Consider the following 13,727-nt stretch of genomic DNA (forward strand, 5'->3'; position numbering starts at 1 on the left):
CTTTCAGCCTGGATAGAGCTCCGACGTGCGGCCGGCGAGATAGTAGCCGACCAGGCCGTACCATTCGCGGATCGCCGTCGCCAGGTTCTGTGCATTGAGGTTCGGCTGAGTGAAATCGAGCCCGAGCCTCACCTGGCCGTCGGTGCGATAATCGGTCGGCCAGGGCACGATATCGATGCCGAGCTTGCGGAAGATGCCGACGGAGCGTGGCATGTGAAAACCCGATGTGATCAGCAGGCAGTTGGAAAGCCCCTGGCTTGCCAGGAATTCCTTAGTGTTAACGGCATTTTCAAAGGTCGTGCGCGATTGCCTCTCCTCGATCAGGCGATCCCTGCCAACGCCGAAGAGCGGGAAGAAACGCTCGGATACCGCCGCATCGCCTTCGTAGATGCCCGAAATGGAGCCGTCGCCGCCCGAAACCAGAATGCGCGACTGCGGAAATTTCTGCGCCAGCCGCAGGGCTTCGATGAAGCGATCGGCTCCAGCATTGAATTCTATGCCGTGGCGCGCCGTGTTCACCTCGTTTTCGAAGGCGCCGCCGAGCACGATCATGCATTGCAGGCTATCTGGATCGGTCGGCTTTGCGAAGCGCTGTTCGAGACCCTGCATGAGCAGGTTGCCGGCCGTGGTGTAGAGCGTGACGAAGAGGATGAGGGCTGAACCCGCTGCGCCGAGGATACTTAAAATACGCCAGCGCAGAAGGCCAGCAAGCAGGGCAAAGAAGACGAGGAAGAATGCCAGCGACAGCGGCTGAGCGAAAATCCAGACAAGCTTCGAAATCAGGAACAAGACCCACTCCTTCGGGATTGGCGGCGGTCCTTCCTATCCGATTCGACGGTGACAGGAATGCGACGGTTCTAAAGCGCGGCGCGATCTTTCAGATTCGCTTACCAGGCTTTAGGTCTTTGGCTTTGCGCATGTCGTTGTCGCAAAACCGCTGCACACTTTTGCGCGACATGCTTTATTTCGCGCGCTTGATAGCCGATCCCCTCGGCGCGATCTTCTGGTTGAAGCGGCGCTGAAGCGGCCGTGGGATAAGCATGGCGGCAAGCGCAAGCATCGTGGCGAAGAGGGAGACGAGCCAAAGCGCGTGCGCACCTGTCAGCCGCGTCAGGACGGCTCCGGCGATCGCGCCGAGCACCATGCCGCCCCAGGGCACGATCTGGATCGTCCATTCGACACGACGATCGCCGATGATCCAGCGGCCGATGCCGCGGCCGAAACGCGACAGGGCGCCGGTCACATAGGTCAGCCCGATCGGCAGGCCGTCGATATGCTCGACGGCGGCGTTCACCATGCCCATGGAAAAAACAATCATGTAGAACCGCGCGAGCAGCATGTTCTGCGCCGTCATCATCGAGGCGAGCGCCAGCATGGCACCGACGCAGCCGAGCACCACGAAAATGCGGCGTTGCGAAACATGAGAGATGACGATGCCTGCCGCATTGCCAAGCACGAAAACGACGATGGCGGAGATCAGGACCGCCGCATGATAAAGATTGCCCTCACTCAAGGCCAGTGCCGCCCGCGTGGTGTTTCCCGTCATGAACGAGACGAAATCGCCGGTCAGCAGAAGACCGGTGGCATCGGTCATACCGGCCAGAAACGAAATCGAGCCGACGAGGGCGAGCCCGGTCAGGGTTCGTCGGGTACGGATGATGCGGCGGCGTCTTGCTCTGGTCATTGGCTGAGGGTCCTGGAGCCGAATCGCTGAGATACCAGCAACGAACATACATCCTCTCATTGAGGAATTGGCAAAGGCGATCGGAAGCGGATGGGGGCGGACTTGAACGGCGGGACCTTTTCGGCGATAGAGATGGCGTTGCTTCAGATCGAAGCCCCGTAAGCGTTTACGTCAATCAAAGCGCAACCCGCCGATCGGCGCTGCGCAATTGTCTGATCGGCACCTTACGCAGATCAAAATGCCCAAAGGCAAACTCCCCAAACGCTACAATACGATCGTCATGCCGCTCATCCTCTCGCTGCTGATGACATAAGTCGTCTCGGCGATCAGCATCGTGAGAGCACAAGGCCTGACCGCGCCTGCCCTTGCCATGTGGCCCTCCGCATGGGCGCTCTCCTGGGCCATCGCCTTTCCCGTCCTGCTATTGGTGCTGCCGGTGGTCAACCGGGTGACGGCTGTTATTGTCGAGATGTGAAGTGCGAGGCACCGGCGGGCTGTGAGAGCGGCCTGCCGGAGTTGACGTGGGGCGATCAGCGGCTTTTCTTTGCGAATGCTCTGCCCGAGCCCGACTTCAGATATTTCCCGAAACCAAAGGCCTGCGCTTCATCGGAAAAAGCGAGATAGGTCTTGAGAGACCAAGGGGCGTATTTCGAGGTATGCAAAACCTTCTAGGCGTTGTGTTTTGCCAGGCGTGATTTCACGTCACTCGTCCCGCCAACCTCGCCCAGACAAGCCTACCCCAGGCCTTAGATCGTATACTCCGGTTCAGACAGGGTCTGGTCCATCGTAATGCCCGGAAGATTAAAGTGGCGCTTGCCTACCTGCCTCGCCGGAATGCCGGCGACCGATGTGTAGGCTGTAACGGCATTTACGACCACGCTGCCTGCACCCACCTTGGCGCCGACGCCAATTTCGATGTTGCCGAGAATCTTGGCTCCCGCTCCGATAAGAGCGCCGCGCCGCACCTTGGGGTGCCGGTCGCCGGTCTCCTTGCCCGTCCCTCCCAATGTAACATTCTGGAGTATGGAGACGTCGTCTTCGACGACCGCTGTCTCGCCAATGACCAGGCCGCTCCCGTGATCGAGCATGATGCTCCTGCCCATCTTTGCGGCGGGATGAATGTCGACGCCGAAAACTTCCGAAATTCGGCTCTGAATGTGGCGCGCCAAATGGAGGCGGTCATGATGCCAAAGCCAGTGGGCGACGCGTTGTCCCTGCAAAGCCACAAAGCCCTTGAAGTAAAGGAATGGCGTCAGGATTTCCGTGTTCGACGGATCGCGTTCCTTGATTGCGGTCAGGTCGGCGGCGGCATCGGCGACAATATTGCGATTGCCGACAAACGCCTGCGCAATCACCGCCAGCAGCTCTTCATGGTCGAGGTCGTGATTGGCCAGTTTGATCGCGACCCGCTGAGCGAGCGCCTGAGCGAAACTCGCATGATAAAGCACTGCGGAATTCATGGCGCGCGTGAGTGCTGCATCCTTGGCCGAAGCATTCACGGCCTCCGCGCAAAGAGCTTCCCATATCGCGGCGACCTGAGGCGAAGGGGATGGCTCCGTCGACAGATTGCTCAAGCTAACCAGTGGAACCGTCATGCTAGCTCCCTTCTGCATGCAGACGTTAAGTTAATCTGGCCCGCGATAGATGGTCTAAAATTACGGGAATCTTTGCCGCCGCTGCGGAATACCGTGTCCGGTGAGATAGAAAAATCCGAGTGTTCGGCTGACGTCGCGAAGCTCCGCCAGCGCTTGCTCTCGTCCCGGATGAGCGGATGCAAAACGCCCGAGATCGAGTATCGGAAGCGTTCTTGCTGCAGCAGTCACGGCATTATCCTTTTTGCTGAACTCACTCGAGCAAGGTGGGAAGATGAGCACTATGCCTTGCCCTTGCGGACAACGTCGGCAATCGTCACCTCCTTGGGAATGAGCTTGAGTTTGAAAAAGGTGTCGGCGATGCTCTGCTGCTGTGCGACGACGGTGTCGTCCAGGCTCTTGATCCCATAGGACTGGCGCTCGAGCGCCTTGACGAGGACAGGTTCAGGGATGCCGACCGATGGTGATAGCTCCGCAGCCGCAGCCGCGGTGTCGGACTTGGTCCATTCGTCAATCTCGGAAATGGCGTCAATCAAGACATCGATGGCCTCGGCGTGGCCGTCGACCAGCGCCTTGGTGCCGAGATAGAACTGATGATTGGGAACGATGCCTTCGCCATTTCTGAGTTCTCGCGCTTCGACCGCGACTTCCGCAGCTGCCTGGAAGGGATCCCAGATAACCCACGCATCGACCGCGCCCTTTTCGAAGGCTGCGCGGCCGTCGGCCGGGGCGAGGAAGGATGGTTCGACGTCCTCATAGGTCAAGCCGGCTTCTTCGAGCGCCTTGACGAGCAGGTAATGGACGTTTGAGCCCTTGTTGAAGGCGACCTTCTTGCCTTTCAGCTCCGCGACGGACTTTATGGGACTGTCCTTCGGAACAAGTATGGCTTCGCCGCGCGGGGCGGGCGGCTCGTGTGCGATATAGACAAGCGGAGCGTTTGCGGCCTGGGCGAAGATCGGCGGCGTTTCGCCGGTCGAACCGAAATCGACAGCGCCAGCGTTCAGGGCCTCGAGCAGCTGGGGACCGCCCGGGAACTCGGTCCATTCAACCGTATAGCCGATGGGTTCCAGTTTCTTCTCCAGCGTGCCTTTGCCCTTGAGAAGCACCAGCGTTCCATATTTCTGGTAGCCGATACGCACGACCTTGTCAGCGGCGCCGGCCAGCCGAACATGCGTCAAAGGTGTCGCGATGGCGCCCGCCACCACTGCAGTAAAAGCTCGCCTTGTGATCTTCATCATACCCTCCGGAATAAGACGAGACCAAATTAAAGCGTCTCTATATTTTTCATAGAATATACGTGCTCCGGTGTGCGCTTCTTCGGGATTCGCTTTTTTGTTCTGTTTCTACCGTGAGCAAAAAGAACTGCGCCGGGAAATCGACAACGCCAAGGCTGTGTTCAGGGCGCGACGCGCACGATCAGCTTTCCGAAATTTTTCCCTTCCAGGAGGCCAAGGAAAGCCTCTGGAGCGTTTTCAAGTCCGTCAACGATATCTTCCTTGTACTTGAGCCGCCCTTCGGAGATCCACGCTCCGGCCTGATGGGAGAAGTCGGCACGCTGGTCGGCAAATTCGCGCTGTATGAAGCCTCGTATGGTGAGGCTTTTCCGCAGGGTGGCACGCATCACCGCAGGAAGCTGATCACGTCCGCTCGAGACAGAGGATGTTTCGTTGTAATGCGCGATGAGCCCACAGACCGGTATGCGTGCGAAGTCGTTCAGCAATGGAAACACCGCGCTCCAGACGTGGCCACCAACATTCTCGAAATAGACATCGATTCCGTTCGGACAAGCGGCTGCGATTTGTGCCGGAAAATCGCTCGAATGATGATCTATCGCGACATCGAAGCCGAGCTCCTGGCGTAAGTGCTCACATTTCTTGGACCCGCCTGCGATTCCGACAACACGCGCACCGTAAATCTTTGCTATCTGCCCAACTGCCGAGCCAACCGCGCCGCTCGCTGCGGCGACCACAAGTGTTTCCCCGGCTTTGGGTTTGCCGATATTGCGAAGTCCGGCATAAGCCGTGAAGCCGGGCATTCCGAGAATGCCGAGTGCTGTCGTGATCGGTGCGGTTTCCGGATCGAGCTTCTGCAAGCCTGTACCATCGGAAATCGAATAGCTCTGCCAGCCGGAATGCGAGAGGACGATATCCCCCGCCTTGAACGCCGTGTTGCGGCTGCGCGCGACCTGCGCAACCGTGCCCCCTTCCATCACACCGCCGATTTCGACCGGCTTGGCATAGGACTTGGCGTCGTCCATGCGGCCCCGCATGTAGGGGTCAAGGGAAAGATAAAGCGTCTTGAGAAGAACCTCGCCCTCGGCGAGATCGCGAACCGTCTCCCGCTCGAGCCAGAAATTCGCAGCCACCGGCTTTCCGGATGGGCGCGATGCAAGGACGATGCGGGTGGTAACGGGTTGACCAGCCATGGGTGTGCTCCTCTTCGGACTTTTCCTTGGTGTATCAGGAATTTGCTTCTAGCCAACTGAGCGTTCGCTATCTGGACCGTCCCGGCGCACCCCCTGGTTGCGTCGCTGGCGCCCGTTCACAACCAGCATGGCTGGAAATGTGACCGCGCTCAGTTCGCCGTTTCTGACGCGCGTTCGCCGATCGAGTAGCGCGGTAAGCACCGCGCGATATGAAGCTTCATGGTGGTTTTTAGTCCGGCCGCGCTCACGCGGCCTTTGCTTTCGGCTTGGCGGCCTTGACGTGGGTTACGCTGCGGCGGCCGTCGACGCTGACGGGGACGTCGCCGTCGACGGTGGCGCGGCGCACGACCCGGTGCTGGTCGCCGTAGTCGTTGACAGCGTAGTGCTGGGTCGCGCGATTATCCCAGATTGCGACGTCGCCGGCTCTCCAGTGCCAGCGCACGGTATTTTCCGGGGCGGTAACGTAGGACTGGAAGACCTCGTAGAGTTTCGTGGAGTCGCTCTTCGACAAGCCGACGAGGCGCTGAACGAAATTGCCGAGCAGCAGCGATCTTTCGCCGGTTTCGGGATGGACACGCACGACTGGATGCTCGGTCTCGTAGATGGTCGAAGTGAAAACTTCCTCGAAATGCTTCTTCTCGTCAGCAGTGGCGCGAGGGCGCACGGCTGCGTAATCATAGGCATTGCTGTGAATGGCCCACAAATTGTCCGCCAGCAATTTGAGCGATGCTGGCAGACTTTCGTATGCGGCATGGGTGTTGGACCAGATCGTATCCCCTCCAGCCGCCGGAATGACGACGCCGCGAAGGACCGAGAATTTAGGATAGGCATCCACGAAGGTGACATCGGTGTGCCACTGGTCCGCCCTGCCGCCACCGCGGCTGGAATCGAGATTGAGGATGGAAGCCGTGCCGGCCACCGGGCCCTGAGTTGGATGAGGCACAAGGTCGCCCAAGCGGCGCGCGAAGGCTTCCTGTTCGGAATCGCCAAGATGGTCCTGATCGCGGAAAAAGATGACTTTGTGTTTCAGCAGAAGCTGGTTGATGGCTGCGACCGTCGCGTCCGAAAGGTCTCCGCCGAGGCGAATACCCCTGATTTCGGCTCCGACGCGGCCGGTCAGCGGCACGACATCGGACTCGGGAATGATCTGATTGACGAGAACTGGATTGCTCATGGATATCTCCTGTTTGATCTTGGAAGAAGACGGCAAGTCACATGCGCCCAACGACGCATCCGCCGGGCGTTCGAAAATCTCAATGTTGAAATCGACAGGGCTATGGGACGCTATAATCCATAAAATCAATAGACAAAATATTCTAATTTTGCCTGTTTACCCGAAACAGCCGCCTTCGATATTTTCTTATTGCCGGTGAATTCTCACTTGGGGCTTTCAGCGATGCATCTTTCCATCGCCAAGCGGCTTGCGCGTGGGTGCCTTGCGAGGGCTCTCATTCATTCAGCATCGTGAGAGCACAAGGCCTGAGCGCGCCTGCCCTTGCCATGTGGCCCTCCGCATGGGCGCGCGCTCCTGGGCCATCGCTTTTCCCGTTCTGCTATTGGTGCTGGCGGTGGTGAAGCGTTTGACGGCTGTTTTTTTTGTCAAGATGTGAAGAGCGCGAGGCGCCGGCGGGCTACGCAAGCGGCCTCCCGGAGTTGGCGTGGGCGGTTAGAGTCTTTTCTTTGCGAATGCTCTGCCCGACGCCGACTTCAGATATTTCTCGAAAGCAAAGGCCTGCGCTTCATTGGAGAAAGCGAGATAGGTCTTGAGAGACCAAGGGACGTATTTCGAGGTATGAGAGACCTCCCCGGCGTTGTGCTTCGCTAGGCGCGACTTCAGGTCACTCGTCACGCCAACGTAATAACGATCCGGAAATTCGACACTCTGGAGAATGTAGACATACTTCATGGAAGGATCATAGCCCGCCTATGTTGCTTCGCAACTTCGGCGCGGCAGCCTCCGCTTCCTTCTCGCGCTCGTCCGGTCAAGCCTTTCGGCTTGCCGAGCCGAAGCTCGAAGAGCGTAGGCTGGTGGAGCTAAGCGGGATCGAAGATTTCAACCGCCAACCCCTTGAAGCAACTGGAATATAAGGGTAATTACCGGTCATCATTGGTCAGAATGATTGGTCAGAATGGCAGGGAAAAGCAATAAGGGGTCCAAGCGACTGCTTGATCTAAAGGGGCAGACTTGGTGGTTTCGAATAGCCATCCCCCAGGCGTGTCGAAGCTATTTCAACGGCACGACGATGTACCTTCAGAGCTTGGAGACTGGGGACATCAAGGTAGCGATCGCGAGGCGAGATAAGCTTGAGCCAGAGGTTCGGGCGCTGTTTGCCCGCGTCAAGACGGGAGAGGTCATCAGCACCAGCGAGGAGCTGGCAGAGCTTAGAGGAGAGCTGTCCAAGGCGGCTATCGCCGAGGCACTAACCGAGGGCGGAGAGGCAGCCGAGGATGCGGTATGGGCCGCAGAGGCCGAAGCCGACAGCTTGCGAGGAAAAGCCCGCGAACGCTTCACAAGAGCCGTTGCTGGCGACCACCCCGTGGACCACTACCTTGATGCCTACCTATCAGCAATCAAGCTTGCCCCTAAGACAACCAACGAGCGGCGGGGCCTAATCAATCGCTTTGCTCGCTGGTGCATGGGGGAGAAGTACCGGCTTCCCGATATCACCCGCAAGGCTGCCGGTCGTTATGTGACCGAGATCGTCGAGCCAATGGACAGAAGCACCGCCAAGAAGCACATGACAGCTCTTCGCGGCTATTGGGAATACCTGATCAAGCGCGGCCACGTGGCGGGGACTGCTGAAGATAACCCCTGGCTCGGGCAGGAAGTGGCTAGCGGGCGTAGAAGGGTCGAGCGGGGGGACAATGAAGGCGAGCGGCCCTTCACTGAAGCCGAGCTGAAGACCCTGCTTTACTCGGAGTATCCCCATGGCATGGACAATGACCACCAACAACAGATTGCTGACGCGCTGCGTATCTCCTGCTTGTCTGGGATGAGGATGGCAGAAGTGCTGACGCTTTGGGTTGAGGAAGTCCACGATGACATCTTCGACATTCAGCAAGGGAAGACCCGCTCAGCAGCCCGAAAGGTGCCGATTCATCCTGACCTATTAGAGATCATCGCCCGCCGCACGAGAGATAAGCAGCCGAAGGAATGGCTGTTTCACGAGCTGAGCGAAGAGCGCGACCCCGGTGACACATTCGGGAAGCGTTTCAATCGCTACCGAAAACACCTGAAGGTCGATGACGTGCGGCCGGGTAAGCGGAGAAGCCTCGTCAACTTCCATTCAGCGCGCCGCTGGTTCATCACTCAGGCCCGACATGCAGGGCAGACAGTGGAGACGGTGAAGGATGTCGTCGGCCACGTCTCGGACAAGAAGAAGGACATCACCTTCGGCGTCTATACGCAGGGAGCCTCAGAGAAGCAGATGAGGGATTGTGTCGGGGCCGTGGTGCTGCCACGGAGTTGCTGATCTCAAATGCCACCCGCGCCTCTTCCGCAGCAATCCACAGATGCAGCCTGAACAGGAACCTTGCAGCTTTGCTTGGGCACGACTAGCGTCCCTTTGCGTTCATTCCTAGTGAGCCGTAAGGAGCCTCACCGCCCCTTCGCTAGAGGGTGAGAACGGGGGTCGCAGTGATCGACGCTGCGGCCTCCTCCGTGCTCACCATGTCCAGCCGTGCTTCAAACACGACAATGGCGCTTCGACAAACCGGAGGCCCGCAAGATGGCGGTTACATCCTCGGTGAGGAAAAGGTGAAAGCCGGTGGGATGGATGAAGCGATCAAGACTTATAGCTGACCCCACGCCTCGCTGGCCCATCGACACCAACCGCCCTGACTGCATTACTCAATGGAGAGACTGGAGACTGAACTGTCGTCCGCTTCTCAAGTTCAAGCCATTCTTTATCGGTGAGCAACTCACGCTGCGCTTTCGAAAAGCGCTCGGGTGGCTTTCTGGTGTGCTTATTCTTTCCCATTCGTCTGTCCTTTTTCGTGGCAACAGTGTCTTTTCTCCGTCCGCGATGCAAGTGAACGCGCACCTAAGGTGGTTTAGCCTCTGGACACCCCCCATGCATACTTCGTGCAGCGGTCTACACACTTCCTGAAATGGCGCCATCCCGACTTCGAGATTGCGCGGGAAGTGGTCACAGGCGGGGGCAAGAACCTCTTCGCGTTTCCTCGCTACTCTGGACCTGTGGGGCCAAACACGGCCTCTCAGTCCCTGATGAAGTGGCTGCGCAAGTCAGCATCGACCCCCTCCACGCGGTTCACTCCCTGTGCCACAACATGGCCGATAGATGCGACCTTGCCGGCGTTCATCCTACGGACAAGGCAGCCATACTCGGGCACCTCAACACGGGGGCGAGCGAGAAGCACTACGGTTTAGACGCGGTGAAGCGCGTCAGATTGAAGCGGGCGATGGAGAAAGCAATCGGGATGGACCTGACGCCGGGGGAGACGTGCGGCCTGCGGCTGAGGAATAGTCCACGTCAGTCTCTTCCACAGCGATCCACAAACGCAATCCTTACAGTTTTGTTTAGGTACGCCTAGCGTCGCCGTGCAGCTCATTTCCCAGTGAACTGTAAGGAGCTCACCGCCCCTTCGCTAGAGGGTGAGAACGGGGGTTGCAGTCATTGACACTGCGGCCCCTTCTCTTTGTGGCCGCGGGCTGCCATAATCTGCTCACAGTGTGGACGAAAGGCCCCTTGCCCAGCCTTTATCTTGAAGCTCGACTTAGTCCCCGCTATCACCGTCGCTCCCACGGTGCCTTAGGCTTGCGTATGCAGTTTCTCCAAACCAATCACGTTCCATGCTGACAACAATATTCGATGGTGATGGCAATTCGTTCAATGCTAAGGTCGAGGTGGAGGACTACGCCATCACGGTCCATAGTCGCGGCGGAGCATTCGGTAAGCCCAACCTTCGAAACCCTGACTACAGACGGGCACTCCGGACGATCCTCGAGCGCCTTATGGCTGGCAATGCGACGGTTTCCGGGGTTTGGCTGGACAGCACCGTTGCTCAGAACTGGCCGGAACTTGACCGTCAACTGTTGGACGCGGCGGAATTCACCCTCCCGGTTGACGAACTCGTCACACTGATTGGCCAGCGCGGAGCGGCAAAGGGTCGCCCGATCGGGACCAAGGGGCACGGCAACAGCACTAAGCGTGTCCGCATTGGCGTATCGGGCGCATCAGCGGGAGAGTTGGTGAAGCTCCTCAATTCGGATGTGCGTACACGTTCCTCACGCCTCCCCGCGGAGACGCTGAGGCGTGTCGAGCCTTGGATGATTGACGAGGCGATTGAGGCCTTCAAGTCCGGTGTGCAGCACGGCTTCCAAGATTCAACCGACTACGACGTCCTCTTGCCGACGGGCGAGCGTTTTCCACCGAAGGCAGTTTTCGGGATAGCTCTAACGGGGGTGATCGGCCACCCCGCTATGCCGAGCGATTTCTCGGGGGGCGTGGGGACGCCTTGCTTCGAAATCATCGAGGATGCGGGTTACCCAATCATCCCCAAGGACGAGGAAACGTCATCGCCCCACTCGGAGTTCGATGATGAGCGGTCTTGGGCCGAGGGTTCGCTTGTCCGCGTCCAGCACCTCCGCCGTGAGCGCGCACCGGGCCTCGCGCGAATGAAAAAGCGACGCTTCATCGAGAAACACGGACACCTCTTCTGCGAGCGCTGCGGTTTAATTCCATCGAGAAGCCTTGGGCCTTATGGTGACGCCTGTATCGAAGTTCACCACGACATGGTGGCAGTTGCCAAAATGGAAGGTAAAACGCACACCCGTCTGGAAGACCTAAAGTGCCTTTGTGCGAACTGCCACCGCATCATCCATGGTGAGGTCATGTAGTTTCCGCCCCGTCACTCTCAGGCAAACGCCCCGCGGCTGGCGGCCACTTTACGACCGAGACTGACAATGCCGGAAATGAACAATGCGAAGAAGTTGCGCGGGTGGAGTCTGCGCGATGCGGCCGACGCCTGAAAAAGAACCCTCTTGGAGATGGGTTGATGCATTACAGGAGCGGGCCGCACAGAGTATCGAAGTGCATGGCTGTTCTAATACACACCTCCGCACGGCCCAACGGTATTACGATCGGCGGCGTCTTTTTGTTCCCTCTTCGGCGGGGCTCCCACGTTTGTGTCTCTGTTAGCTCTCTACCTCGTCTGGACGAGGGCGGTGCAATTGCGGGCCACTAGGAGACGAGCCAGTCCGGCCGCCGGCACGCATGAAAGCCGAGCCGAGAGCGGGCCGCTCAGCATAAAACTGAACGACCCGCGGTGCAGGAATTGTATCGAGCGGCCAATCGCTATGACCCAACATACTTAGCGGCCTAGTCGTCTGTTCTCAGACGCTGACCCATTCTCATCACGGCAAGTAGATGGCTATTATATCCCTCGCGCTCCAATGGCGCCTATCCTGTTCCCAGCCAGTCCTACTTGGAACTTGTCATGCTGCCGCTGACGGCTCCCACACCTGTTGGTGCCCCGCTAAAACTCCACGGCTAAAACTCTAATTCCCCACGAGTTCCGGCGCGCGGTAGCTTCCGCCCTTGGTGAGCAACGCCCATATTGCTCTCGCAGTTTTATTGGCGAGCGCGATTGCGACCACTTTGAATGGGCGCCTGTCCATAAGCCTCCGCAGCCATCCAGAGCGTGTTCCGAACCGGCGAGCCGCGCTAAGTACACCCCTAGCGCCAATATAAAGAAGGGAGCGCAGATCACCGTTTCCCATCTTCGAGATTTTTCCCAATCGCAGCTTTTCGCCGCTCGAATTCTGCTTTGGCGTCAGACCGAGCCACGCCGAAAAGTGGCGAGCGGATTTGAAGCAGCCAGGATCAGGCACGTGCGCTAGAATAGCGGATGCTGTCAGTGTTCCAACGCCAGGAATAGCCGTCAGCCGGCAATGATCCTCGTCCTGCTTTGCATGGGCTGCGATCTGGTCGTCGAGCCGGTGAATTCGCACCGTAAGTGTCTCAATCTCCGCTAGGATTTCATCGAGCATGAGACGCGCCGCCGGAGGAATGCGAGCGTCGCCTCGCTCTGGAAGTGCAGCGACAAGTTTGCCGATATTCGTAATACCGCGATTTGCGACGAGGCCGAACTCAGCCATATGACCGCGCAGTGCGTTGATCGCATTTGTTCTTTGACGGACAAAGAAGGTTCGCGTGCGCAGAACCATGGTAGCCGCTTGCTGAGCTGCGGTCTTCACCGGCACGGACCGGATATCAGATCGTTTCATCGCTTGGCTTATGGCTAGGGCGTCGGCCGCGTCGGTCTTTCCACGGGTGACAAACGGCTTCACATACTGCGCCGGCAATATTCGTACCTCATGCCCCAACGCGCTGATCTCGCGCCCCCAGTAGTGGGCGCTTCCGCAGGCTTCCATTGCCACGATACAAGGGGAATGTTTCTCGAAGAACCGCCGAACCTCGCTGCGTCGTAATTTCCGATTGAATAACGTAGCGCCCTGCGCGTCCGCGCCGTGGACCTGAAATACCTGCTTGGCTATGTCCAACCCGATTGTCGCAATCTTGTCCATGCTCCGATCCTCTTGTTGAAGTTGCGGGAGCAATCTTTTGCTCGGAACGTGTAAGCTGTGTGACCGGGGGGCGATCAGGAGCTTTTGTGATGAAGGGTTGGTCGCCAATGCTGTAAATGCTGTAATTGCTGTAAATGCTGTGTTCAGATCTAACCTCGCTGGCGGCTTAGCACGAACTGGAGATTTTGATGCCTTCCCGACCGTCTCAACCAAGCAGTGAGTATGTTCGCGAGAAAATCAGTGTTGACAAACCGCGGCAACGTTTGCGCGACCTTCTGCTTGAAGGCGCTTCGTCCGACAGGACCGGGCCGGTTGGCGCCAGCTATTTCGACAGCTTGCGTGACCGTGCGTTGAAAGCCTCCAGATGACGCAAAGGTTTGTCGTTTCCACCAGCTGAGGGTGAAGTCAAGGGCCCACTCGTAGCTGCCATAAAGTGGCGGTCCGCCGCTCAAATGGAAATTACGACCCGTCTGCTGC

General features: G+C 58.3%; 12 protein-coding genes and 3 pseudogenes. 5 read left to right on the top strand and 10 right to left on the bottom strand.

Annotation, left to right across the window (positions count from 1 at the left end; translation table 11 throughout):
- Nucleotides 1-3: 3 nt before the first annotated feature.
- A complete protein-coding gene (locus A6U98_RS24710) occupies nucleotides 4-789 on the bottom strand; it encodes a YdcF family protein (protein WP_064653573.1) in 786 nt (261 codons plus the stop codon).
- Between the two features lie 172 nt (nucleotides 790-961).
- Nucleotides 962-1,684 (bottom strand): YoaK family protein, encoded by a 723-nt coding sequence (locus A6U98_RS24715; protein WP_064653734.1) that lies wholly within the window; start codon nucleotides 1,682-1,684, stop codon nucleotides 962-964.
- A 238-nt stretch (nucleotides 1,685-1,922) separates the two neighbouring features.
- On the opposite strand from A6U98_RS24715, the pseudogene A6U98_RS36260 reads away from it, so the two are divergent.
- A pseudogene (locus A6U98_RS36260) lies at nucleotides 1,923-2,159 on the top strand (DUF2798 domain-containing protein).
- A gap of 55 nt (nucleotides 2,160-2,214) precedes the next feature.
- Here the strand turns inward: A6U98_RS36260 and A6U98_RS37815 are convergent.
- The 7 genes and pseudogenes from A6U98_RS37815 to A6U98_RS24745 form a co-directional block, all read right to left on the bottom strand.
- A pseudogene (locus A6U98_RS37815) lies at nucleotides 2,215-2,412 on the bottom strand (GIY-YIG nuclease family protein).
- 18 nt (nucleotides 2,413-2,430) lie between these two features.
- Complete coding sequence (gene cysE / locus A6U98_RS24725) at nucleotides 2,431-3,279, bottom strand: serine O-acetyltransferase (protein WP_064653575.1); 849 nt, start codon at nucleotides 3,277-3,279, stop codon at nucleotides 2,431-2,433.
- Nucleotides 3,280-3,339: 60 nt separating this feature from the next.
- The gene (locus A6U98_RS36265) at nucleotides 3,340-3,558 is read right to left on the bottom strand and encodes a 2-oxoglutarate and iron-dependent oxygenase domain-containing protein (RefSeq protein WP_348627441.1); all 219 of its coding nucleotides are present in this window, start codon (nucleotides 3,556-3,558) and stop codon (nucleotides 3,340-3,342) included.
- Nucleotides 3,558-4,511 (bottom strand): sulfonate ABC transporter substrate-binding protein, encoded by a 954-nt coding sequence (locus A6U98_RS24730; protein ID WP_064653577.1) that lies wholly within the window; start codon nucleotides 4,509-4,511, stop codon nucleotides 3,558-3,560. The genes A6U98_RS36265 and A6U98_RS24730 overlap by 1 nt, the downstream gene beginning before the upstream one ends.
- A 161-nt stretch (nucleotides 4,512-4,672) precedes the next feature.
- Nucleotides 4,673-5,701 (bottom strand): NADP-dependent oxidoreductase, encoded by a 1,029-nt coding sequence (locus A6U98_RS24735; RefSeq protein ID WP_064653578.1) that lies wholly within the window; start codon nucleotides 5,699-5,701, stop codon nucleotides 4,673-4,675.
- A 244-nt stretch (nucleotides 5,702-5,945) separates the two neighbouring features.
- Nucleotides 5,946-6,875, bottom strand: a complete 930-nt coding sequence (locus tag A6U98_RS24740; protein WP_064653580.1) for a TauD/TfdA family dioxygenase — start codon at nucleotides 6,873-6,875, stop codon at nucleotides 5,946-5,948.
- A 492-nt stretch (nucleotides 6,876-7,367) separates the two neighbouring features.
- Nucleotides 7,368-7,607 (bottom strand): GIY-YIG nuclease family protein, encoded by a 240-nt coding sequence (locus A6U98_RS24745; RefSeq protein ID WP_064653582.1) that lies wholly within the window; start codon nucleotides 7,605-7,607, stop codon nucleotides 7,368-7,370.
- Between the two features lie 223 nt (nucleotides 7,608-7,830).
- Here A6U98_RS24745 and A6U98_RS24750 point away from each other — a divergent pair, with 223 nt between their 5' ends.
- From A6U98_RS24750 to A6U98_RS24760, 3 genes are all read left to right on the top strand, one after another.
- Nucleotides 7,831-9,174, top strand: a complete 1,344-nt coding sequence (locus A6U98_RS24750) for a tyrosine-type recombinase/integrase (protein WP_197496438.1) — start codon at nucleotides 7,831-7,833, stop codon at nucleotides 9,172-9,174.
- Between the two features lie 164 nt (nucleotides 9,175-9,338).
- Entirely contained in the window at nucleotides 9,339-9,503 is a 165-nt protein-coding gene (locus tag A6U98_RS36920; protein WP_156667887.1) for a hypothetical protein, read from the top strand.
- Nucleotides 9,504-10,514: 1,011 nt separating this feature from the next.
- Entirely contained in the window at nucleotides 10,515-11,561 is a 1,047-nt protein-coding gene (locus A6U98_RS24760; RefSeq protein WP_064653585.1) for an HNH endonuclease, read from the top strand.
- 660 nt (nucleotides 11,562-12,221) lie between these two features.
- Here the strand turns inward: A6U98_RS24760 and A6U98_RS24765 are convergent.
- Nucleotides 12,222-13,250, bottom strand: coding sequence for an IS110 family transposase (locus A6U98_RS24765; protein ID WP_064653587.1), 1,029 nt, complete (start codon nucleotides 13,248-13,250; stop codon nucleotides 12,222-12,224).
- Between the two features lie 212 nt (nucleotides 13,251-13,462).
- Between A6U98_RS24765 and A6U98_RS37820 the strand changes: the two are divergent.
- Nucleotides 13,463-13,618 (top strand): annotated as a pseudogene (locus A6U98_RS37820) (type II toxin-antitoxin system ParD family antitoxin); the annotation flags it as partial.
- Between the last annotated feature and the right edge of the window lie 109 nt (nucleotides 13,619-13,727).

It is taken from the genome of Rhizobium sp. WYCCWR10014, from assembly GCF_001657485.1.
In the GTDB taxonomy this organism is placed as follows: domain Bacteria; phylum Pseudomonadota; class Alphaproteobacteria; order Rhizobiales; family Rhizobiaceae; genus Rhizobium.

Coding starts and splice junctions, on each gene's coding strand:
- A6U98_RS24735 (WP_064653578.1), bottom strand. CDS start 5,701: ATGGCTGGTCAACCCGTTACCACCCGCATCGTCCTTGCATCGCGCCCA.
- A6U98_RS24740 (WP_064653580.1), bottom strand. CDS start 6,875: ATGAGCAATCCAGTTCTCGTCAATCAGATCATTCCCGAGTCCGATGTC.
- A6U98_RS24750 (WP_197496438.1), top strand. CDS start 7,831: ATGGCAGGGAAAAGCAATAAGGGGTCCAAGCGACTGCTTGATCTAAAG.
- A6U98_RS24730 (WP_064653577.1), bottom strand. CDS start 4,511: ATGAAGATCACAAGGCGAGCTTTTACTGCAGTGGTGGCGGGCGCCATC.
- A6U98_RS24745 (WP_064653582.1), bottom strand. CDS start 7,607: ATGAAGTATGTCTACATTCTCCAGAGTGTCGAATTTCCGGATCGTTAT.
- A6U98_RS24765 (WP_064653587.1), bottom strand. CDS start 13,250: ATGGACAAGATTGCGACAATCGGGTTGGACATAGCCAAGCAGGTATTT.
- A6U98_RS24760 (WP_064653585.1), top strand. CDS start 10,515: ATGCTGACAACAATATTCGATGGTGATGGCAATTCGTTCAATGCTAAG.
- A6U98_RS24715 (WP_064653734.1), bottom strand. CDS start 1,684: ATGACCAGAGCAAGACGCCGCCGCATCATCCGTACCCGACGAACCCTG.
- cysE (WP_064653575.1), bottom strand. CDS start 3,279: ATGACGGTTCCACTGGTTAGCTTGAGCAATCTGTCGACGGAGCCATCC.